The sequence below is a fragment of the Acuticoccus sediminis genome (assembly GCF_003258595.1).
GTDB lineage: Bacteria > Pseudomonadota > Alphaproteobacteria > Rhizobiales > Amorphaceae > Acuticoccus > Acuticoccus sediminis.
The window spans coordinates 138364-160366 of sequence record NZ_QHHQ01000008.1 but is presented as its reverse complement, the minus strand read 5'-3'; the positions used below and the strand labels follow the sequence as shown (position 1 = coordinate 160366).

The 22003-nt window shown below is 70.5% G+C and carries 21 protein-coding genes; 13 read left to right on the top strand and 8 right to left on the bottom strand.

Going from position 1 to position 22003, the window contains the following annotated elements; all coding sequences use genetic code 11:
* Nucleotides 1-16: 16 nt before the first annotated feature.
* The gene (locus tag DLJ53_RS28280; RefSeq protein WP_111351579.1) at nucleotides 17-940 is read left to right on the top strand and encodes a DMT family transporter; all 924 of its coding nucleotides are present in this window, start codon (nucleotides 17-19) and stop codon (nucleotides 938-940) included.
* 36 nt (nucleotides 941-976) lie between these two features.
* Here the strand turns inward: DLJ53_RS28280 and DLJ53_RS28275 are convergent, their stop codons facing one another.
* Complete coding sequence (locus DLJ53_RS28275; protein ID WP_162409614.1) at nucleotides 977-1513, bottom strand: hypothetical protein; 537 nt, start codon at nucleotides 1511-1513, stop codon at nucleotides 977-979.
* Nucleotides 1514-1541: 28 nt separating this feature from the next.
* Nucleotides 1542-1784 (bottom strand): hypothetical protein, encoded by a 243-nt coding sequence (locus DLJ53_RS36190; protein ID WP_226578394.1) that lies wholly within the window; start codon nucleotides 1782-1784, stop codon nucleotides 1542-1544.
* Here DLJ53_RS36190 and ispH point away from each other — a divergent pair.
* From ispH to rnhA, 3 genes are all read left to right on the top strand, one after another.
* The gene (gene ispH, locus DLJ53_RS28270) at nucleotides 1674-2636 is read left to right on the top strand and encodes a 4-hydroxy-3-methylbut-2-enyl diphosphate reductase (protein WP_226578342.1); all 963 of its coding nucleotides are present in this window, start codon (nucleotides 1674-1676) and stop codon (nucleotides 2634-2636) included. The genes DLJ53_RS36190 and ispH overlap by 111 nt on opposite strands.
* A gap of 6 nt (nucleotides 2637-2642) precedes the next feature.
* Complete coding sequence (locus DLJ53_RS28265) at nucleotides 2643-3602, top strand: homoserine kinase (protein ID WP_111351577.1); 960 nt, start codon at nucleotides 2643-2645, stop codon at nucleotides 3600-3602.
* 102 nt (nucleotides 3603-3704) lie between these two features.
* Nucleotides 3705-4193: a ribonuclease HI gene (gene rnhA, locus DLJ53_RS28260; protein ID WP_111351576.1), complete on the top strand. Its 489-nt coding sequence runs from the start codon at nucleotides 3705-3707 to the stop codon at nucleotides 4191-4193.
* Between the two features lie 103 nt (nucleotides 4194-4296).
* Here the strand turns inward: rnhA and kdsA are convergent, their stop codons facing one another.
* Nucleotides 4297-5142: a 3-deoxy-8-phosphooctulonate synthase gene (kdsA, locus tag DLJ53_RS28255; protein WP_111351705.1), complete on the bottom strand. Its 846-nt coding sequence runs from the start codon at nucleotides 5140-5142 to the stop codon at nucleotides 4297-4299.
* A gap of 127 nt (nucleotides 5143-5269) precedes the next feature.
* Here kdsA and DLJ53_RS28250 point away from each other — a divergent pair, with 127 nt between their 5' ends.
* From DLJ53_RS28250 to DLJ53_RS28220, 7 genes are all read left to right on the top strand, one after another.
* Nucleotides 5270-6052: a 3-deoxy-manno-octulosonate cytidylyltransferase gene (locus DLJ53_RS28250; protein ID WP_111351575.1), complete on the top strand. Its 783-nt coding sequence runs from the start codon at nucleotides 5270-5272 to the stop codon at nucleotides 6050-6052.
* A gap of 117 nt (nucleotides 6053-6169) precedes the next feature.
* Nucleotides 6170-7657 (top strand): hypothetical protein, encoded by a 1488-nt coding sequence (locus tag DLJ53_RS28245; protein WP_146620121.1) that lies wholly within the window; start codon nucleotides 6170-6172, stop codon nucleotides 7655-7657.
* On the top strand, nucleotides 7654-8142 hold the full coding sequence (locus DLJ53_RS28240) for a hypothetical protein (RefSeq protein WP_111351573.1): 489 nt from the start codon (nucleotides 7654-7656) through the stop codon (nucleotides 8140-8142). The genes DLJ53_RS28245 and DLJ53_RS28240 overlap by 4 nt, the downstream gene beginning before the upstream one ends.
* Nucleotides 8143-8187: 45 nt before the next feature.
* Nucleotides 8188-9312 (top strand): hypothetical protein, encoded by a 1125-nt coding sequence (locus tag DLJ53_RS28235; RefSeq protein ID WP_146620120.1) that lies wholly within the window; start codon nucleotides 8188-8190, stop codon nucleotides 9310-9312.
* The gene (locus DLJ53_RS28230; protein WP_111351571.1) at nucleotides 9312-9851 is read left to right on the top strand and encodes a hypothetical protein; all 540 of its coding nucleotides are present in this window, start codon (nucleotides 9312-9314) and stop codon (nucleotides 9849-9851) included. The genes DLJ53_RS28235 and DLJ53_RS28230 overlap by 1 nt, the downstream gene beginning before the upstream one ends.
* 205 nt (nucleotides 9852-10056) lie before the next feature.
* On the top strand, nucleotides 10057-11286 hold the full coding sequence (locus DLJ53_RS34885) for an OmpA family protein (protein WP_202913401.1): 1230 nt from the start codon (nucleotides 10057-10059) through the stop codon (nucleotides 11284-11286).
* A gap of 233 nt (nucleotides 11287-11519) precedes the next feature.
* A complete protein-coding gene (locus DLJ53_RS28220) occupies nucleotides 11520-12296 on the top strand; it encodes an HpcH/HpaI aldolase family protein (RefSeq protein WP_111351570.1) in 777 nt (258 codons plus the stop codon).
* Between the two features lie 36 nt (nucleotides 12297-12332).
* Here DLJ53_RS28220 and DLJ53_RS28215 read toward each other — a convergent pair whose 3' ends face one another.
* On the bottom strand, nucleotides 12333-14111 hold the full coding sequence (locus tag DLJ53_RS28215; protein ID WP_202913400.1) for a chloride channel protein: 1779 nt from the start codon (nucleotides 14109-14111) through the stop codon (nucleotides 12333-12335).
* Complete coding sequence (locus DLJ53_RS28210) at nucleotides 14111-14614, bottom strand: thioesterase family protein (RefSeq protein ID WP_111351569.1); 504 nt, start codon at nucleotides 14612-14614, stop codon at nucleotides 14111-14113. Before DLJ53_RS28210 ends, DLJ53_RS28215 begins: the two co-directional genes overlap by 1 nt.
* An 81-nt stretch (nucleotides 14615-14695) precedes the next feature.
* On the opposite strand from DLJ53_RS28210, the gene DLJ53_RS28205 reads away from it, so the two are divergent.
* The gene (locus DLJ53_RS28205; RefSeq protein WP_111351568.1) at nucleotides 14696-16099 is read left to right on the top strand and encodes an FAD-binding oxidoreductase; all 1404 of its coding nucleotides are present in this window, start codon (nucleotides 14696-14698) and stop codon (nucleotides 16097-16099) included.
* Between the two features lie 93 nt (nucleotides 16100-16192).
* Nucleotides 16193-19921 carry an AsmA family protein gene (locus tag DLJ53_RS28200; protein WP_162409632.1) on the top strand — a complete coding sequence of 1243 codons (3729 nt, stop codon included), beginning with the start codon at nucleotides 16193-16195 and terminating at the stop codon, nucleotides 19919-19921.
* Between the two features lie 253 nt (nucleotides 19922-20174).
* Here the strand turns inward: DLJ53_RS28200 and DLJ53_RS28195 are convergent, their stop codons facing one another.
* The 3 genes from DLJ53_RS28195 to fumC are packed head-to-tail and all read right to left on the bottom strand — an operon-like array spanning nucleotide 20175 to nucleotide 21953.
* The gene (locus DLJ53_RS28195) at nucleotides 20175-20348 is read right to left on the bottom strand and encodes a ribbon-helix-helix domain-containing protein (protein WP_244935180.1); all 174 of its coding nucleotides are present in this window, start codon (nucleotides 20346-20348) and stop codon (nucleotides 20175-20177) included.
* A 34-nt stretch (nucleotides 20349-20382) separates the two neighbouring features.
* Complete coding sequence (locus DLJ53_RS28190) at nucleotides 20383-20568, bottom strand: DUF4169 family protein (protein WP_111351565.1); 186 nt, start codon at nucleotides 20566-20568, stop codon at nucleotides 20383-20385.
* Entirely contained in the window at nucleotides 20565-21953 is a 1389-nt protein-coding gene (gene fumC / locus DLJ53_RS28185) for a class II fumarate hydratase (protein ID WP_211100695.1), read from the bottom strand. Before fumC ends, DLJ53_RS28190 begins: the two co-directional genes overlap by 4 nt.
* Nucleotides 21954-22003: the final 50 nt, after the last annotated feature.

Here is a 22003-nt window from a genome sequence, read left to right as displayed (position 1 = left end):
AACCCAAGGAGTGCCCATGACCGTCCTCGACCGCCGTCAGGCGCTGTCGGACACGCAGTTGGGCCTCGTCCTCGGCCTCGTCACGGTATGCATCTGGGGTGCATACCTCGCCATGAACCGCTTCGGGACGGCCTCCGGGCTGACGATGGCGGACCTCACCCTGCTGCGCTTCGGACCGGCGATGCTCATCCTCGGCCCCTGGCTGCTGCGACACGACCCGGCCAACCTCGCCGGCATCGGCTGGCCGCGCGGGATCCTCTTCGCCCTCATCCTCGGGCCAAGCTTCATGTACCTGGCGGTGGGAGGGTATTATTTCTCCCCGCTCGCCCATGGCGCGGTGTTCCAGCCGTCGGGGCTCATCATCTCCGGCCTGGTGCTCGGCACCGTGATCCTCGGCGAGACGATCCGCCCCACCCAGATCATCGGTCTCGTCGTGATCATCTCCGGCCTCGCGCTGGTGGCGGGGCCGAACCTCTTCCGCGGCGGAAACCATGCCTGGCTCGGCGATCTCCTGTTCTTCACCGCGGGCAGCTCCTGGGGTCTGTTCACGGCGCTCGCCAAGCGCTGGGCCGTGCAGCCGCTCGCCGCGACCGCGGTCATCTCCGTCCTGTCGGGGGTGGTGTTCGTGCCCTTCTTCCTGCTGACGGACACGTTCGACCGCATCCTCGCGCTGCCGCTACCGAGCCTCGTCAGTCAGGTTCTGGTCCAGGGGGTGCTGTCGGGCCTGATCGCGACGATCACGTTCACGCGCACGGCCCAGCTCATCGGGGCGGGGCGCGCATCCGCCTTCCCGGCCCTCGTGCCGGGAATCGCGATCCTGATCGGTGTGCCCATCACCGGGGAATGGCCGACGACGATGCAGGTCGTCGGCATCGCGGTCGTCGTCGTCGGGCTCCTCACCTCGATCGGCTTCCTCAGCCGCCGCCGGCGCCGCGCCTGAGGCGCCGCCAGCGGCCGGGACCGGACCGTGACCCGGTCAGGTCTCGTTGAAGCCGACGAAGATCTGCGCCCGGCGCGGCGTGCTCACGGTGACGTTCTCGTCCACGAAGGCCCAGTCCTTGGAGGGCGCATCGAGCTGGACCGTGATCGTGTGCGTCTTGTCGTAGGTGGTCTGGTCACCCTCGCGCACGGCGACGCGGACCGGCAGCCTCAGCGTCCCGCTGCCGCCCTTGGCGCCCTGCACCAGCCGGCCGGAGATACCGACGCGCACGACGACGCCCTGGCCGCCCGGTTCGCATTCCCGCGCGGTCTTGCCGATCGTCGCCTGCCACTGCAGCGCCCCGGCACCGCCGCCGGCGGCCTCGCGGCGAATCACCTCCTTGTCGGGGAGGACGTAGACCTGCGGGCACGACACGTCGGGCTTGTCCTCGACCGGTGCGGGCGGCGGCTTGTCGGGCCCGGCGCCCATGTTGAGCACCGAGGCGACGCCGGACGCGGCGTCGTTTGCCGCGCCGCACCCCGACAGCGCCAACGCGACGCTCAAAGCCGCGGCTGGCAGGAGGCGTTTGGCCAAACTCGTCTTCAAAGTCCGATGCGACGTTTCACGCCGATCCCACTCCATCACGCTTGCGCTCCTTGACTTCGTCGCGCTTCGCTCCTGTATGACGTTCGTGAACGCCAATCAAATCCGGAGTGACGCCGTGATGTCCGAGCGTGCCGAACTCAACGTCGTCCTGTGTGCGCCCCGCGGCTTCTGTGCCGGCGTTGATAGAGCTATTCAAATCGTTGAAATCGCTTTGGAAAAATTCGGCGCTCCAGTCTACGTGCGGCACGAGATCGTCCACAATCGGTACGTCGTCACCTCGCTCGAGGAAAAGGGCGCCGTCTTCGTCGAGGAGCTCGACGAGATCGAGGAGGACGACCGCCCGGTGATCTTCTCCGCCCACGGCGTGCCCAAGGAGGTGAAGTCCGACGCGGCCTCGCGGAACTTCTTCTACCTCGACGCCACCTGCCCGCTCGTCTCCAAGGTACACAAGGAAGCCGAGATTCACTTCAGGCGCGGGCGCGAGATCATCCTCATCGGCCACCGCGGCCACCCCGAGGTCATCGGCACCATGGGCCAGCTCCCCGAGGGCGCGGTCACCCTGGTGGAGACGGTGCGGGACGTCGCCGGCCTCGCCCCCCGCGACCCGGAGAACATCGCCTGGATCAGCCAGACGACGCTTTCTGTGGATGACACGCGCGATATCGTCGCCGCGCTCAACGAGCGGTTCCCGGCCATCGTCGGCCCCCACAAGGACGACATCTGCTACGCGACGACGAATCGGCAGGAGGCGGTGAAGGCCGTCGCCGCCGGGTGCGACGCGATGATCATCGTCGGTGCGCCGAACTCGTCCAACTCGCAGCGCCTGCGCGAAGTCGCCTTGCGGGCGGGTTGCCGTAATGCAAAGCTCATCCAGCGCGCGGCGGAGATCGACCTGACCCAGTATGCCGGCGTGAAGACCCTCGGCATCTCCGCGGGCGCCTCCGCCCCGGAGGCTCTCGTCGAGGAGGTGCTGGATCGCTTTGCAGAGGCTTTCGACATCAAAGTGACCACCTCCCGCACGGCCGACGAGAACATCGAGTTCGCCCTCCCCCGCGCGCTGCGCGATACCAAGCCGGTCGAGCCGTCGCTGACCGAATCCGTCTCTGGCTGACACTCCATGGCGGTCTACACCGCCGTCGACGATCTAGCGCTGACGGCCTTTCTTCACGACTACGACATCGGTGACCTGCTGTCCGCCAAGGGCATCGCCGAGGGTGTCGAGAACACCAACTACGTGATGATGACGACGGAGGGGACCTACATCCTCACGCTCTACGAGCAGCGTGTGGATGCGGCGGACCTGCCGTTCTTCCTCAACCTGATGAACCATTGCGCGGACAAGGGCATCGCGACACCCCAGCCGCTGCCGCGCAAGGACGGCACGCTGCTGGGCGAGCTGTGCGGCCGCCACGCCGCCATCGTCACCTATCTCGACGGGATGGCGACGCGCAAACCCAAGCCGCTGCACTGCGCCGAGCTGGGTCGGGGCCTCGCCGCCTTCCACGACGCGACGCTCGACTTCGGGCTGCGCCGGCCCAACGCGCTCGGCGTCGCCTCCTGGGGGCCACTGTTCGCCGATTCGCGCGATCAGGCGGACGAGGTGGTGCCGGGTCTCGTCGCCCTCGTCGACGACGAGCTCGGCGTCCTCAACGCCTCCTGGCCGACGGACCTTCCGCAGGGCGTCATCCACGCCGACCTCTTCCCGGACAACGTGTTCTTCATCGGCGATGCGCTGTCGGGGCTGATCGACTTCTACTTCGCCTGCAACGACACGTTGGCCTACGACCTCGCCATCTGCATCAACGCCTGGTGCTTCGAGGACGATCTCGCCTTCAACGTCACCAAGGCGCGGGCGATGATCCAGGGCTACAACGCCGTGCGGCCGTTGTCGGCGGCCGAGCGGGACGCGCTGCCGCTGCTGTGCCGCGGCGCGGCGCTGCGCTTCTGCCTCACGCGCCTGCACGACTGGCTGCGCGTGCCGGAGGACGCTCTCGTGACGCCGAAGGATCCGCGTCCCTACTACGAGCGCCTGCGCTTCCACCGCAGCGTCTCCAGCGCCACCGAGTACGGACTGTAGCGCCGACCGGCGCGCGGCTGTGCGCGCCGCCGCCGCGACGGTTGCGCGGGGGCGGTGGCCGTGGTTCCACCACCCGTCGCGTACCCCATCGATGAGGCCCCCATGACCGCCGACGCCAGCCCGGCCCCCGAGGAGCGTTCCGCGCCCGCAAGGGTCGTCATCTATACGGACGGCGCCTGCAGCGGGAATCCGGGTCCGGGCGGCTGGGGTGCGATCCTCACATTCGGACCGCACGAGAAGGAGCTCTACGGCGGCGAGGCGCACACCACCAACAACCGCATGGAGCTGACGGCGGCCATCAGGGGCCTCGAAGCCCTGAAGCGCCCGACCGAGGTCGATATCGTCACCGACTCGCAGTACGTGCGGCAGGGCATCACCCAGTGGCTCCAGCGCTGGAAGCGCAACGGCTGGAAGACCGCCGAGAAGAAACCCGTCAAGAACGACGACCTCTGGCGCGAGCTCTCCGAGCTCACCGAGCGCCACGACGTGACCTGGAAGTGGGTCAAGGGCCACGCCGGACACCCGGAGAACGAGCGCGCCGACGAGCTCGCCCGGCGCGGGATCAAGGACCTCAAGAAGGCCGCCGGGTAGCCGAGGCCCGGCGTCGCACGGGTCTCGGCGTGGACGGGCGCCCTGCCGTGCCCGCGGGAGCGCGCCGCGGCCGCCCCGCGAGCCGGGCGGCCGGTGCGCCGCGTCAGCCCTTGACGACCCTGTCGAGCGTCATCAGCGTTTCCAGGAACGCCGGCATGTCGGTCAGGGGAAGCATGTTCGGGCCGTCGGACGGGGCGTTGTCCGGGTCCTGGTGGGTCTCGACGAAGACCGCCGCGACGCCGACCGCGACGGCCGCCCGCGCCAGCGTCGGCACGAAGCGCCGCTCCCCGCCGGACGAGCCGCCCTGCCCCCCCGGCTGCTGCACCGAATGCGTCGCGTCGAACACCACCGGCGCCCCGGTCTCCGCCATGATCGGCAGCGAGCGCATGTCCGAGACCAGCGTGTTGTAGCCGAAGGAAACGCCGCGCTCGGTGAGGAGCACGTTCGGGTTGCCGCTCTCGGTCACCTTGCGCACGACGTTCGTCATGTCCCAAGGCGCCAGGAACTGGCCCTTCTTCACGTTGACGACGCGTCCGGTCCCGGCCGCGGCCACCAGAAGGTCCGTCTGGCGGCAGAGGAAGGCTGGGATCTGCAAAATGTCGCATGTCTCGGCCACCACGGCGCACTGCTCGGCCGTGTGGACGTCGGTCAGCACCGGGGCGCCGAACTCGCGCTTCAGGTCGGCGAAGACCGGGAGCGAGTTGTCGAGGCCCATGCCGCGCACGCCCTTCAGCGACGTGCGGTTCGCCTTGTCGAAGCTCGACTTGTAGACGAGGCCGATGCCGAGCTTGCCGGTGATCTCCACCAGCGCGCCGCACATGTCGAAGGCGTGCTGGCGGCTCTCCATCTGGCAGGGACCGGCGATCAGGGTCAGCGGCGCGTCGTTGGCGAACGTGACGCCGCCGACGTCGACCCGGCTGGAGGGTTGAACGGTCGTCGGTTGGTCCATCATCGCCTCGCTGGGTTGGGATTGCGGCGTCTCAATGCCCCTCTTGGGCGGCGCCGACAAGATCCACGCGGTTGCAGCCGTTCCGGTCAGCTTGTATGGCCGAGCCTCGCCTCTGAGGGAGTCACAATTGGGTACCGTCATTATCATCCCGGCGCGGTTTCCGTCCCAGCGGTTCCCCGGGAAGCCGTTGCAACCGCTTCGCGGCGCCACCGGGGTCGCCAAGACCCTCCTGCAACGCACCCACGACGTGGCCCTGCGCGTTCCCGGGATCGACGCCGTCTATATCGCCACCGACGACGAGCGCATCGCCGAACACGCGGACACCTTCGGCGCCAAGGTGCTGATGACGTCCGACCAGTGCCGCAACGGCACCGAGCGGTGCGAGGACTCCCTAGACAAGCTGCCGTCCGAGCCGGACCTCGTCGTCAACCTCCAGGGCGACGCCCCGCTGACGCCGGCGCACTTCGTGACCGAGCTGATCGACGGGATCGGCGACGCCGCGGTCGCGACGCCTGCCCTCCTGTGCGACGACGAGACGCTCTCGCGCTTTCGCCAGGACCGTGCCGCCGGCCGCGTCGGCGGCACCACGGCGGTCATGACCCGCGCCGGCCGCGCGCTGTACTTCTCCAAGGAAGTGATCCCCTACGTCGCCGACGACAAGCCGGCCCCGCCGGTCTACCATCACGTCGGCCTCTACGCGTACCGCCCGGCGGCACTGCGCCAGTACGTCGGCTTCGAGCCGGGCCCGCTGGAGACGCACGAGGGGCTCGAGCAGCTCCGCTTCCTCGAGAACGGCATCGACGTTCAGTGCGTCACGGTCGAGTCGCGGCAGAGCATGTTCTGGGAGGTGAACAACCCCGAGGACGTGCCGCGGGTCGAGGCGGCGCTCGCCAAGCTGGGCATCGAGTAGGCGGAACGACGCCGTCCGCTCACCGGCGGACGGCCGCATGAGGGACGCACCGGGGCCGGAGCGTTGCCCAATGGCCTGCGCGCGGCCATTGTGACGGCGATGCAATCGGTGACGCGCATGCTGAAGCCACGCTACTGGTCAGACACGGCGCAGAACGAGTTCGCCGCGCTGTTCGAGGACGCCGATCATGCCCCGGTGTTCATCGAGAAGGTCGCGGATGCACTGATCCGCGGCTGGCCGCCGAACCGCGACAAGCCGGTCTGGGCGCTCGCCCTCGTCGTCGAGGCGCTCGGCCGCACGACACAGCGCCGCCCCAGCGGTCTCGAGATCCTGGCGATGCGGCCGAGCGACGTGCTCTCCAGCCTGCTCGAGGCGGCCGAGCGCGGGCTGCCCGGCATCGCCTCCGCCGCCAGCCACACCGCCGTGCGCCTCCATGTGAACGAGGCCAGCATCGTCCTCAGCCGGACGCGGCTCGGCCTCCTGCGCAAGATCGCGGAGTTCCTGATCGCCGCGGACGGCTACGCGAGGGCGGCCGAGGTCGTCGCCACCTTCGAGACGCTGGCCCGCGGCCCCTCGCAGGAAACGCTGAAGGAGGGGGTCCGCAGCCTCGCCCGCCGTCTCTACGAGTACCGCAAGACCCACTTCGCCGAGGGGCACGCTGCGTCGAGCTTCGACTACGTGCGCCGCAAGCTGGGCCAGGCGACCCCGACCGACGCGGACATCCTCGCCCTCTGGACGGACGCGGACAATTCGCACTTCGGCACCTACCGGACCGCCTTCGCGGCCGCGCTCGCCTTCCTGAAGTCGCGCCGCGAGGTGGAGGAGCGCGCCGCGGTCACCGGCGCCGGCTCCGTCGACGAGCCCGGCAACGACCGCGGCATCGTGCCGGACGACGACGGCGGCGGCCCGCCCTCGCCGCTCGCCCTGCTCTACACCGCCGACATCGATCCCGGCTCGATGCTGATGGCGCTGAAGTCGACGCCGCTCAACGTCTACACCAGGGCCGAGGTGGACTTCGCGGACCTCCTCGAGAGCGTGTGGCCGGATGCCCGGCTCAACGTTCGCTCGGTCCTGCGGCTCCTGGCGTTCCACCCGATCCAGTCTGGCCTTTCCAACACCCTTCGTACCGGCCGGGCGAAGGTGCCCGTCGAAGAGAGGGTGACCTGCGTGGAAGCGGCGACGTACCGAGAGGTCCTGGAGCGCATCGACGCGCTGCAGGACAAGACCGCCGGCTGGCTCGCGGCCCACTACGCGCTGACCGCCGGCACTCCGCAGCGCGAGGACCGCTCGGCGATCGCGCGCACCGGGGCGATGCTCCTGTCGCGGTCGCGATCGAAGTCGTTCGCGCGCCCTCCGGCGGAGCTTGCCGCCCACTTCTCGCGCATCGCGCCCAGTCTGGTCGCGCTCGCCGAGATGACGGCGGACGTGCGCGGCGTGGTCGCCGCCTTCGACGGCCCTGAGGGCGGGCGGCTCCAGTCCACCTTCGCGGACGACCGCGAGGTCTTCGCCGCCGAGTTTGCCAGGCGCTACCTCGGCCGCGGCGGGCCGGACAGCGACGCCCTACACGACGACGCAGCAGACGACCCGGAGGGAGGCGTTCAATGACCCGCGACTACATCGACCGCCTCGCCGCCGCGACCCTCGTCGCCGAGGCGGACGAGGCCGGGCCCGGCAACGCCCTCCCCGTCTCCTCCATCGTCTCCGGCGCCTTGGCCGCGGACGGGACCGGGCCGAGCGTCATTCCCATCGGGGCGCTGCCGCTCTACCGCGCGCTGCGGGCGAGCCAGGCGGTCGTCGCCTCCCCGATGGCGCGCGCGGCGGCCACGGGGGTCGACCAGGAGCGGACGGTCGGCGGCGTCACCCTGCGCACCGTCCACGAGGAGGACGTCACCTGGCTGGTGATCGAGCTCGGCGACACCGAGGTCCCCGTCACGCTTGAGCTCGTCGGCCCGGAGGGAAACGTGGTGCGACTGCCGCTCGACCCGCCGATCGACGGCGTCCAGCAGGTCGGCTTCTCCCGATCCACCTTCGCGGGCCGCGAGGCGATCGCGCTCCTGGAGAATCCGTCGACCGCGATCTTCCTGCTGTAGCGGGACGCGCTGGACGGGCGGGCGGAGCGGCCCCATACCGGGCCGGTGCAAACGCCTCACGCTCCCGAACCGCCCCGGCTGGCGATCCTGGTCCCGACCACGGGGGGATGCGCGCGCGTCGCCTCGCTGGAGCGGCGCCCGCGCCTCGCCCGCTCGATGGCGACGCACGTCGACGACTTCCGTCCGCTCCCCATCGCGGAGGGCTACCACCGTCTCGTCGAGGGCCCCCTTGCCACGCACGACGAGGCGCCGACGCCCTGGCACCTCGCCCTCACCGAGCGCATCGACACCGGACGGAGCTGGGAGCTTCCGGTGGTCCTCGCCCACCGCGCCGTCGCCCGTGGCGCCCGGCTCAGCGACGTGACCGAGGCCGACACGGTGATCTGGGCGACGGGCGCGGTGGACGCAGCGCTCGCGCCCGCCGGCGAGGCGCGCTACCTCGCCGAGAAGCTCGCCCACAGCGCGCCGTCCCTCGACGTGGCGGGGCCGCGCGCGCACTTTCTCGTCGCCGTCGATGCGCCGGACGGCGCGCTGGTCGCGGAAGCCGCCCGCCGGATCGGCGGCACGGCCCACACCTTCTCGACGTTCGAGGACATCGAGCGCATGCTCGACGCGGTCATCGGGTCACGCACGCCCGCGCCCGCGAATCCCCCCGCCGGCAAGGGCGAGGTCCGCACCGCGAAGCCCGCCGCGATCCTGATTCGCGCGGCGGTGCTGGCGGCGCTCGCTGCCGCGATCGCGTTTGGCGTGTCCATTCTGGGTGAGGAGACCGGCACAGGGGAGCGCCTCGCGGCGATGATCAGGATGGAACAGCTCACCGCGCCCACCCGGGAGGCGTGTATCGACGCGGTCCTCTCCGGCGGAGCGCTGACGGCGAGGCGCCTGCCGCTGGACGAACCGGTGCTGGAGATCCCCGCCACGCCGGCGACCTGCGCGCTGCGGTTCGTGACCCTCGGCGCCACCCCGGTCACGGTGCGCTTCGACGACCGCCTCCAGGACACGCTGATCGCAGCGGACGCCCCGGTCGGGCGTGCGATCACGGTGGTCAACGGTTCGCACTACACGCTGGTTTTCCGCGCCTCGCCGGCGGGCCGGACCACCGGGCTGACGCTCGGCGCGGGCGGCCGGGAGGAGCGCAGGACGCTCGCCTTCGGCGCGGAGGACCGGTGATGCGCGCCCTCGCCGTCTCCCTCGCGCTGCTGCTGGCCGCCGGACCGGCTGGCGCGCAGCAGGACGCGATCAACTCGGCCATCGGCGAGGCGGCCGGGCCGTCGGGCGAGGCCAGGGAGGCCTATCCCGTCACCGACGAGGCTGTGAGCGCGCTGCGGATCATCCTCGGGCGTCCCCTGCCGGGCGAAACCTGCCGCGACGCCCTCTTCGACGCGCGCCCGCTGGTGCGCACCCGGTTCGAGGCTTCCGCCGGCGACGCCCTGGCGCTGGAGCTCGGCGGGCTCTGCCTGGTGGAGTTCCGCAACGACGCGCCGGACCGCACGCTGGAGCTGCGCGTCGGCGAGGACCTCGCGACGCTCGCCATCACCGCCGACCAACGTCTTTTCCGCGGCCTGACGCTGGTGCCGAACCAGACCACGACCGTCCCGCTCCGCCATCTGCCGGTGGGCCGGCTCGACGTCCCTGTCGACGTCTTCTGGTCCGGAACCGCATCACGCGCAGATGTCCAGACGTTCACGCTTTCGTTCGTCGACAGGTAGGGCGCCGCGCGCAAAACTCTCTGGGCTCTCCATCCCCTGTTCAGGAGGCCGGTCCGGCCGGTGAGAGGAGTTCCCGATGTTGACGACACGTATTTTACTTGCCGCTTTACTGACGACGACCCCCATCGTTGCGATGGCCCAGACGACGAATCCTGCGCCTGACACACCCGTCGCCGCGCAGGAGACCGTTCAGGACGCCGCCGCGATGCCCGAACAGGCCCCTGCCGCCGGCCCGCAGGCCGAGGCGCTTGCCGCGCCCCCGGTGGCCGAACAGCAGACGCAGGCCGCCCGTGAGCAAGCCGTGGCGCCGATCGAGCAGACACCGCCAGCCGCCGAGCCGGCGGCGATGCCGGTCGAACAGGCGGAGGCGACGCCCGAGGCGGCTCCGGCGGCGGCTCCGGAGAGCACCGCGCCGTCCACCGAGGCTGAAAACGAAGCCGTGACCGAGACGGCGGATGGCTTCGACCCCGACGCCGGCAAGCCCGTCGACACCGACGTCGCCACGGCCGCAGCGCCCGATCCGGCCGACGCCGGGGATCAGGACGAGGACGTCGAGGTCGGGCGCGACGACGGCCCCGAGGGCATCGTCGAGGCGGATGGCGACGAGATCCCCGAGATGGCGATGGACGAGGTGGACATGGTGATCCACGAGATGCCGTCGATGTCGGCCGCCGAGATGGAATCGGTCCTGACGCCGGGGACCAGCGTCGACTACGGGCGCACGGAGTACCTGCGCAACATCTACCGCACGCCGACGATGATGCGTCCCGACATCGCCGAGGAGATGCACCACGATCCGCGCAGCCCGCGCGTCGCGCGCACGTTCATCCTCAACACCAACCACTCGCAGGTGATCCCGCTTCCGTTCGAGACCGGCGAATACGCGCTGACGCCCGAGGCGATGATCGAGCTCGACGTTCTCGCCGACGCCCTCGCCGCACCCGGCGTGGAGGGCGAGCGCTACCTCATCGGCGGTCACACCGACACCACCGGCGAGGCGGACTACAACCACTGGCTCTCCGAGAAGCGGGCCCACGCGGTGCGCGCCTTCCTCATCATGGAGCACAACATCGCGCCGGAACGTCTGGTCGCGGTCGGCTTCGGCGAGGACTACCCGCTCAACGCCGTCGACGGCACTGACCCGGTCAACCGCCGCATCGAGGTGACGCTGATCGAGGATCCCTCCGCGCGCAGCATGGCGCCGCTGGCCGAGGTCCCCATCGCGCCGGGCTACGGCCTCGACGACTTCGCCTACACCGCGTCGATCGCCCCGCTCTACGACATGCATCCGCAGCCGATGATGCCGATGGGCTACAACCCGGTCTGCGCCACGGCGCGCGGCTACTACGACTCCCGCCCGCCGCGCCACAACCTCGACGACTTCGGCGGCTACCGCACGCCGGTCGCCTGCGACCCGCGCGAGGGCCACCAGTAAGGCCGTCACCGGCCGGGCCGCCCCGAAGGACCGTCCGCGTGCCGGACGGTCTCTTTTTTGCGTGAAGCCGCCCGCGCACCCGGCCGTTCGGGGCGCCGGACCGCTGATCCGGCCGCTGCCATTCCTCTGGCACGCTGCGTCGAAAGGGTCGGTTACGCCCCGCCGGGATCGCCAGGCGCGGCGTCGACACGGGTGCCGGGTTCTGCCACCAATGGCGAAACGCGGAAACGACGATGCCAAATAAACTCAAAGAAATCTGGGCGGACGGCCGGGGAACGATCAACGGCTGGTGCTCGATCGGCAGCCCCTTCACCGCCGAGATCATGGCCGCGCAGGGCTATGACAGCGTCTGCATCGACATCCAGCACGGCGCGCTCGACTACTCCATGGCCCTTCCCATGCTGCAGGCGTTGCGCGGCACCGGGGTGACACCGCTGGTGCGGGTGCCGTGGAACGAGCCGGGCATCATCATGAAGGCACTCGACGCGGGCGCGGAAGGCATCATCTGCCCGATGGTCAACAGCCGCGCCGAGGCGGAGGCGCTCGTCGCCGCCATGCGCTACCCGCCCGACGGCGCGCGCTCCTACGGTCCGACCCGCGTCTCCGTCGGCGCCGGCCCCGGCTACTATGGGGAGGCGAACGCCTCCATCCTGGCCTTCGCGATGATCGAGACGGCCGAGGCGGTGGAGAACGTGGCCGAGATCGCCGCGACGCCGGGCCTCGACGGCCTCTACATCGGCCCCGCCGACCTCACGCTCGGCGTCACCAAGGGGCGCCTCCCCCCGGGCTTCGACCGGCAGGAGGAGGAGATGGTCACCGTGATCAAGTCCATCCTCGCCGCGGCGAAGGACGCGGGGAAACGGGCGGCCCTCCACTGCGGCTCGGCCCAATACGCCGCGAAGGCCATCGCCTGGGGCTTCGACATGACGACGGTCTCCGGCGACGTGCGCCTTTTGGCGGCGGCGGCGGACGCCAGCGTCCGCGAGTGGCGCGGCCTCGTCGGCGACTGACGCCGCCCGCGGCGTGCGGGCGGGGACCGGACGGCGCTAGCGGTGCTCCTCGACGCTCGTCTCCACCAGGCGGCGGTTGTAGGCGCGAAGGGCCTGCACGTGGGTCACGGTGCCGACGACGAGCTCCGGATCCCGCGACGAGATGACGGCGAGCGCATCGGCGCCCGTCTCGTTGAAGACGCGCAGGACCGTCTCCAGCGTGTCGAACTCACGCACCGTCCGGGGGTCGCCGCGGTCGGTGAGGCTCGCCTCCTCCTCCAGCGGGCTCATGAACGAGGTGACCGTCACCGTCTTCAGGAAGAAGCGGTGCGGCCCCTCCGCCAGGACGACGCCGCGCGTCTCGAGCTGGTGGTAGAAGTAGGAGCGGCCATGGATCGCGAGGTGGAGCCCCGTCGCGATCGACACCGACAACAAGAGCGCGATGGACAGCGCGTAGCCGCCGGTCAGCTCGAACACCATCACCGTCGTGGAGATCGGCGCACCGAGCAGCGCCGCCGCGACCGAGCCCATCCCGAGGATCGCGTAGAGGCCGTGGTCGGAGGCGAGGTCCGGGGCCTGCGCGGCGGCGATCATCCCGAACGAGCCGCCCGTCATCGCGCCGAGGTAGAGCGCGGGCGAGAAGATGCCGCCGCCGAAGCGGAAGGCCAGCGCCACCGACGTCGCGATGATCTTGGCGACCAGCAGCGTGATCATCATCCAGAGGCCGAAGCCGCCGTGAAGCGCGATGTCCGTCGCCTCGTAGCCGACGCCCAGCACCTGCGGCAGCGTCAGGCCGAAGAGACCCATGACGGCGCCGCCCACGACCGGGCGCGACCACGCCGGCATCATGATCGAGCGCGCGGTCTGGTCGAAGACGATGAGGGCGAACTGGAAGCTGATCGCCACCACCGCCGCGGTCAGGCCGAGGAGCGCGAAGGCCGGCATCTCCCAGTAGGAGCCGATGGCGTAGGCCGGGATCTGGAACGCGGCCATGTCGCCGATGAAGAGCACCCGCCCGGCGAGCGTTCCGGCCACCGAGGCGATGACGATCGGCACGAACGCCGACACCGCGTAGTGCCGCAGCACCACCTCGTGGGCGAAGAGGACGCCGGCGATGGGGGCGTTGAAGGACGCGGAGATGGCGCTGGCGACACCGCAGGCGAGGATGATGCGCGCGGCCGGGGCCGGGTAGCTGAACGCGCGCGTCATCGTCGTCGCGAGGGTGGCGCCGAGGTGGACCACCGGCCCCTCGCGCCCCGCGCTCGCCCCGGCGCCGAGGGATATGACCGTCGCGAGCGCCGACCAGAGCCCGTTGGCGAGGCCGAGCCCCCGCCCGCCCTGGGCCGACACCTCGATCACGTCCGCGACGGCCCCCGCGCGGCGGCCGGAGAGGACGAACTGGTTGAGGAGCCCCACCACGAGACCGCCCGCCACCGGCGCGAAGAAGACCACCCAGCGCGGCAGCCCGCGGATATGGTCGATGACGTACTCGCTCGTTTCCCCCACCCACAGCCACTGGACCCAGCCGATGCCGATGCGGAAGACCACCGCGGCGGTGCCGATCGCCAGCCCCACCGCCAACGCGATGAGCCAGAGGCCCGGCTGCCGGTCGGCGAGGAAGGTCGAGAAGTTTTCGGCGGAGCGTCGGTACTGTTCGAGCGACCAGGTGCTGATCTTGGCGAGCTTGGTCGCGATGCGCTCGAACCGGCGGGCCGGCGGCGTCGGTTCGACGGGGCCGGTGACGAGGTCGGCGAGCTCCTCTCCCATGGCGTCGGCGCTTTCTTCGGCGTCGTCGTCGGCGGAAGGGTCGGTCTGGTCTTTGTCGTCGGGCGTCATCAGTTGAGCGGCGCGATGCGTCGTCCTGCCATGGCGGGCATGCCGACACCGGCCTGCCGCGCGATCATCTCGTCGGCCGCCGCGATCCCCCGCGCCGGGAGCGGCGAGACCTGGCGGCTCGTCATGTCCACATGGATGAACAGCGACTCGGAGGTCGCTGCGAGCTGGTCGTCGCCGAGCCGCACCATCGTCTGGAAGCCGTGCAGGCGCTTGTCGTCCCGGCCGATGAGGTGGAAGCTCACGCGCACCTGATCGTGCGCCGAGACCTCGCGGCGGTAGACCACGTGCGTCTCGACGTTGAAGATAGAGGCCTGCTGGCTCGACCGGTAGGCGCGGCCGAGGCCCAGGATATCGAATGCGATGTCCACCGTCCGGTCGAACATCACATGGTAGTAGGCCATGTTCAGGTGGCCGTTATAATCCAGCCAATCGAGCTCGATGTCGTAGGGCTCTGACCAGATCAGTCCGTCCGGACCGAAGGGGGGCTCGTTCGGCGAAAGCATAATGGACGCGGTCGGCTCCCTTTGTGCAGGTGCTGGCTTTTGTTAGTGTGCCGCATAAGCCACACGAACGGGACTCTTCCAATGGCCGCGCCCCTCACGCGCCAATCACGAAACGACTCCGGAATTCACCTTGCCGTGCCGATATTAAAGCAGCGATTCGGCGATCGGTGCGAGACCGGACAGGCCATCCGCGAACAGCACGGCCACACAACCACCTGGATTCCCACAGAGGCGCCGGACGCGGTGGTCTTCGCCGAGAGCGCCGACGACGTCACCGCCGTCGTCGACATCTGCCGCGAACACGGCGTCCCGATCGTCCCCTTCGGGGTCGGCACCTCGCTGGAAGGGCACGTCAACGCCCCCCTCGGCGGCGTCTGCATCGACTTCAGCCGGATGAACCGGGTTCTCCACGTCCATGACGAGGACCTCACCTGCACGGTGGAGCCGGGCATCACCCGCAAGGCGCTCAACGCGTACCTGCGCGACCGGGGGCTCTTCTTCCCCATCGATCCGGGCGCGGACGCCACCATCGGCGGCATGTGCGCGACCCGCGCGTCCGGCACCAACGCCGTGCGCTACGGCACGATGCGCGACAACGTGATCTCGCTGGAGGCCGTAATGGCGAACGGCGAAAAGATCACCACCGCGAGCCGGGCGAAGAAGTCGTCCGCGGGTTACGATATTACCCGCCTGCTCATCGGGTCGGAGGGGACGCTCGGCATCATCACCGCCGTCACCCTCAAGCTTTCGGGCATCCCGGAGGCGATTTCGGCCGCCGTGTGCCCCTTCCCCTCCGTCGAGGCAGCGTGCCAGGCGACGATCGCGACCATCCAGTCCGGCATTCCCGTCGCCCGGATCGAGCTTCTCGACGCGCTGCAGATGAAGGCCGTCAACGCCCATTCCAAGCTCGACCTCGCCGAGACGCCGACGCTGTTCCTCGAGTTCCACGGCTCGGCGGCGGGCGTCGCGGCTGACAGCGAGGCGGTGGCCGCGATCGCGGAGGATCTCGGCGGCGGCCCCTTCCACTTCTCCACCCGCGCGGAGGAACGCACGCGCCTCTGGCAGGCGCGCCATGACGCCTACTTCGCCGCCATCGGCCTGCGCGCGGGCTGCACGGTCTTCTCGACCGACGTGTGCGTGCCGATCTCGCGCCTCGCCGAATGCGTGGAGGAGACGCGGGCCGACCTCGAGGTGCTCGACCTCATCGGCCCGATCGTCGGCCACGTGGGCGACGGCAACTTCCACGTTCTCATCCTGATGGATCCTGAGGACATGGCCGAGCGCGACCGCGCCTCGGAGTTCCTGGAGCGTCTCGCCAAGCGGGCCATCGACATGGACGGCACCTGCACCGGCGAGCACGGCGTCGGCCAGGGCAAGATGAAGTACCTGCGCCGGGAGCTGGGCGGCACGGTGGACGTGATGCGCGCCATCAAGACCGCTCTCGACCCGGACGGGCTCCTCAATCCCGGCAAAATCTTTCAATAAAAGACGAGGATAGCAATCGGCGCGGCTTGGGCGACTGGATGTCGACCGCACGGGCTCAGCTAAGCTGAGCCCGGCGAAAACGAGGTGAACTGCGTGAATTGGTTCATAATCAGCGTCGGCGTGGCCATCGTGCTGGCGCTGACCGCCGCTGTCGTCGGCCCCCACTTCATCGACTGGACCCTCTATCGCGCGCAGATCGAGGCGAACGCCGAGCGCGCGCTGGGCACGGAGGTCGCCTTCGCCGGCGGCGCGGACGTGCGCATCCTGCCGCGTCCGCGCGTCACCGTGGAGAACGTCACTCTCGGCCCCGCGTCCCGCCCGCTGATGATGGCGCGGCGGGTGGAGATGCAGCTCGAGCTGACGCCGCTGCTGAAGCGCGAGATCCAGATCACCAACCTCGCCATCGAGGCGCCGATCATCTTCGCCCGCATCTCCCCGAACGGGCGGATGGAGCTGCCGGACCTGACCGCCGAGCACACCATCGCGTCCTATTTCGACGTCTCGGACGTGATGATCGACACCGTCACGCTCACCGACGCCACGCTGGTGGTGGTCGACGACCGGACCGGCGTCCGGCGCACCCTGGACAACATCACCCTCTCGGGAAGCGCGCGGTCCCTGAAGGGGCCCTTCAACCTCGCCGGCAGCCTCAAGGCCGACGGCTGGACCCAGAACGTCAGCATTTCGGCCGGTGCGCTGGACAATGGCACGATCCCCCTGTCCGTCCGCCTCGCGCCGGTGGGGACGAGCGTCGCGATGACGTTCGACGGCGCCCTGTCGCCCCAGCCGACGGCGCCGGGCCTCGCAGGGTCGTTCGCCGTCACCAGCGCGTCGGGCGTGCCGTGGTCGATCCAGGGGGACATGGCGCTCGACCCCGTCGCGCTGCGGCTCGGGCGCGCCACGCTGAGCTACGGCGAGGGCGATACGCCGATGCAGCTCGCGGGCAGCGCGGTCTACAACCTCACGAAATCCGATCCGATCGCCCTCGCCTTCGCCGCCCGCCAGATGGACCTCGACCGGGTGGACCGCGCGCTGCGCGAGACCGAGGAGCCGACGGCCCCGGCGGACATGCTGGACCGGCTCGTCGACCACCTCTCCCCCGCCGTCTCCGGCCTCGGCTCCCTGACGCTCCCGAACGTGCCGATCACCGCCGACATCGACATCGGCACGCTGATCGCCGGCGGCGCGGTGACACGGGACGTCTCGGTGCGGCTCGCGACCGGTGCCAGCGGGCTCACGGTGGAGCGCGCGGAGGCGCTGCTGCCGGGCGACACCCACGTCGAGACCAACGGCCGCATCACGTCTGACGGGTACGCGGGAGCGGTGCGCGTATCCGCCTCGCAGCCCTCGATCTTCGCGCACTGGTGGTCGGGAGAGGAGTTCGCGGGGGCCGTGGTCGACCCGATCCTCGTCGAGGCGGACATCGACGCGACCTCGCAATCGCTCGACGCGCGGCGGCTTTCCATCCGTGTCGGCGACAGTCGCGCCACCGGGCGCTGGCGGATGCGCTCGACGCCGGCGGGCCGCAAGGTCGACATCTCGCTCGGAGCGCCCATCGTCGACGTGGACGACGTGATGGACGCCGTCGCGATCATGCCCCGCCGCCTCGTGCCCACCAACGGCACCGACGTCTCCGTCAATCTGACGGTGGACCGGGTGGTGATCGGTTCGGTGGAAGGGTCCACGCTCAACGTCAACGCCAGCTACGCCGACGGGACGCTGCAGATCGACGCGCTGGAGGCGGACCGGTTCGGCGGCATATCGGTATTCGCCATCGGCCAGCTCGGCGATCTGAAGGACGAGCCGATCGGCTCCATCACCGGAACGATCAAGGTCGTCGACGGCGACGCGCTCGCCGCCAGCGTGCGCCAGCTCTTCCCGCTCAGCGACATGGCGCGGCGGTTCGGCGCGATCGCCCCGCACCTCGCGCCGGGCGACTTCTCCTTCCGGATCGTCGGCGACACCGCGCCGGACGCGCCGAAGCTCGCCGTCTCGCTCGACGGGAGCGCCAACGGGACGTCGCTGACGCTCGAGACGGCGGGGAACCCCTTCGACCCGGACTGGACGAGCCGTCCGGCGAGCCTCTCGCTCGACGTCGCGAACGCCGACGCGTCGATTCTGGCACAGCAGTTCGGCCTGGTCCCGCCGGAGGGATCGGGACCCGGATCGCTGACCGTCCGCGTCGACGGAACGCCCGCGACGGGTGCCGACACGGAGGTCCGGCTTACCGCCTTCGGCACGACGCTCGGCTATGCCGGCGGCCTGCGGTACGGCGAGGACACCGGGCTCGACGGCCACCTGACCGCCGACGCCGAGACGCTCGGCCCCCTCGCCTCCCTCACCGATCTGCCGCTGCCGGCCGGTGCCGCCCTCTCGCTGGGCGCCGACGTCCGCACCGAGGACGCGGTCGTGCTCGACAACATCTCCGGCATGGTGGACGGCGTCGCCGTCGCCGGAGGCCTGCGCGCGACGCGCGAGGGGATCAGCGGATCGCTCGACATCGGGGCGGCCGACCTCGCGGCGCTGACGTCGCTGATCCTGGGCCCGGACGCCTGGACCGGCACGGGGGACGGCGCGGCGTGGCCGGCCACGGCCTTCGCACGCATCGAGGGACCGGCGCTCCCGGTCACGCTCGACATCGCCGCCGACAGCCTGGCGCTCGGTCGCAACAGCCTCGCCGACGCCCGGTTCAAGCTGGACCTCGCCAGGGATCGCCTCACCATCTCCGACGCGAGCGGCCGCCTCGCGGACGGCGAGGCGAGCGGCTCGCTCCAGATCGCGCGCAACGGCGCCGCGGCGGAGCTGAGCGGTGCGTTCGACCTCACCGGCGCGAACGTTGCGCCGCTGCTGTGGACGTCCGGCGGCGAACCCGTCGCCGAAGGGGCGCTGTCGCTCGCGACGCGCTTCATGTCGCGCGGCTACACCGTTGCCGACCTCGTCACGGCACTGGAGGGCGAAGGGACGCTCAGCGTGGCGGACGGCCGGCTGCGCGCCTTCAACGCCGCGCCCTTCGACTGGCCCGACGCCTCCGGCGCGGCGCCGCAGGAGGGAGAGGTCCGCGACGACTTCGTGCAGCACCTCGGCGCGGCCGACACCCGATTCGACACGCTGACAGCGGACATCGCCATTGCCAACGGGACCGCGCGGCTCAGCCACGTCGCGTTCGATCCGCCGCAGGAGCTGACGGTCTCGACGGCGACGTTCGACCTCGGCGCGTGGCAGCTCCGCGCCGACGTTTCGCTGCGCACGATCGTCTCCGGGACGCCGGCGGTGCCGATCGGCGTGATCTTCGCCGGGCCGATGGGCGAGCCGGACCGGGCCGTGGACGTCTCGCGCCTCACCGCCTGGGCGGCGCTGCGCAGCATCGAGCGGCTGGTCGAGGCGGTGGAGAGCGACAACGAGGCGCTGGCCGCCGAGGCCGACGCCCAGGGCGCACCGTCCTCCCGCGCGCTGGAAGAGCTGGGCGTTGCGCCCGGGACGCCGGCCGCCCCTTCGGCCGGGCAGGACGGAGGCCCGGACCCGGCCGGGGCAACGACCCCATCGCCCCCGCCCGCGCTCCCGGCGCCGCCGGAGGACGGGCGGAGCGCCGGGACCGGCGCGCCAACTCCGGCGGCGCCGGCAGGCCCTGCGGAGGCGACGCCCGCCCAGCGGTCCGAGAATTCCGGTGCCTCGTCCGACCCGGTCGGCGACTACATCCGCAACACGCACTCGCTCGACCCGCCGGTCACGACCTACGAATCGCGCGAGCCCTCGGGGGATCCTGCCGCGGACGGCCCGGGGCCGGCGGGCGGCGCCACGCGCGAGCCGGCGCTCGCCGACTGACGCGAGCGGAGCGCCACCGGAGGGCGCTCGCAAGGATCGGGGACAAATGACGGCGCACGTGACGACCGGCGGTGGGACACGCCCCGCGCCGCTTCGGGTGACGGGGGGATGGGCGCCGGTACGCTGTATCCGACGAAATCGGCAGGACCGCGGGCGATAACTGCTATGTGGCGACCGTCAACCGGAACCGTCGCGGCGGTGCCCTGGCCTTCCGAAAGAAAAAGCCGCCGCGGGGGGCGGCGGCCTGGAGGCTTCAGCGGCTGGGCTCGCGGGCGAAGGCATAGGCGAGCACGGCGAGGCGCAGGGCCGAGGCGAGGGATCCGTCCTCGCGGCGGCGGTCGATCGATGCGATCAGCGCCGCCAGCGACACCCCCTCCTCGTGCGCCCAGAGCTGGAGCGCATCCCAGAAGGCCGGCTCAAGGGCCACGCTGGTGGCGTGGCCATGCAGAGTGACCGAGCGCTTATGAAGTCCGGTCGCGCTTGTGCGCTTCGTGCCGGGCATCTTCGCGCTCCTTGCTCAGCGTCTCAGAGTTGCGTTGTGCGGCGGTCCGTCCGTGGCGGGCGCGGCTCTCGGCCGCGGCCTCCCGGTCGGCATCCCGCTGGCGGCGCTTGCGCTCCCGCCGCAGGTTGACGAGTTCGCCGGTCACGAAGGACCCGTCATCTTCTCCGGACGCACGACCCGGTCAAAGGTCTCCTCGGTGACGTAGCCGCCGCCGACGGCCTCCTCGCGCAGCGTAGTGCCCTTCTTGTGGGCGGTCTTTGCGATCTTCGTGGCGTTGTCGTAGCCGATCTCCGGCGCCAGCGCCGTGACCAGCATGAGCGAGCGCTCCATCAGGTCCTTGATCCGGTCGCGATTCGCCTCGATGCCGACGACGCAGTTGTCGGTGAAGCTCACGCAGGCGTCGGCGAGGATGCGCGTCGACTGCAGGAAGGCGTCCGCCATCACCGGCTTGTAGACGTTGAGCTCGAAGTGGCCCTGGCTGCCGGCGACCGTCAGCGTGGTCTGGTTCCCGAACACGCGGCAGGCCACCATCGTCATCGCCTCGCACTGGGTCGGGTTGACCTTGCCCGGCATGATGGACGAGCCCGGCTCGTTCTCCGGCAGCGAGAGCTCGGCGAGGCCCGAGCGGGGACCGGAGCCGAGGAAGCGGATGTCGTTGGCGATCTTGAAGAGCGCGGTGGCGGCGGTGTTCAGCGCGCCGTGGGCGGCGACGTAGCCGTCATTGCCGGCGAGCGCGGCGAACTTGTTCGGCGCGGTGACGAACGGCAGCCCGGTGATCTCGGCGATGTGCCTGGCGACCGCCTCGGAGAAGCCCGGCTTGGCGTTGAGGCCGGTGCCGACGGCGGTGCCGCCCTGGGCGAGCGGATAGAGGGCGCCCAGCGAGGCCGTCACCTGCTGGATCGCGAAGTCGAGCTGCGCGACGTAGCCGGAGAATTCCTGGCCGAGGGTGAGCGGCGTCGCGTCCTGGGTATGGGTGCGGCCGATCTTGATGATGTCGGCGAACTCTTCCGCCTTGGCGTTCAGCGCGTCGCGCAGGTGCGTCATCGCCGGGATCAGCTTGTGCGTGATCTCCTCGGCGGCGGCGACGTGCATCGCGGTCGGGAACGTGTCGTTCGACGACTGCGAGCGGTTGACGTGGTCGTTCGGGTGAACCGGGTCCTTGGAGCCGATCACGCCGCCGAGACGCTCGATCGCGAGGTTCGAGATGACCTCGTTGGCGTTCATGTTCGACTGCGTGCCGGAGCCGGTCTGGTAGATGACGAGGGGGAAATCCTCGCCCCGTTTGCCGTCGATCACGTCCTGGGCGGCGTCGGCGATGGCGTCGGCGATCTTGGCGTCGAGGTTGCCGAGCTCTTTGTTGGCGAGCGCGGCGGCCTTCTTGATGACGCCGAGAGCGCGGACCAGAGGGGCGGGCATTTTCTGCTCGCCGATCTTGAAGTTGATCAGGCTTCGGGCGGTCTGAGCGCCGTAGTAGCGCTCGCTCGGGACTTCGAGCGGTCCGAAGGAATCCGTTTCTGTGCGGGTGGTCATCAGCGGGCCTCTTGCGTGCCCGCGTCAGTTACCAAGTTTTCGGCAGGGGT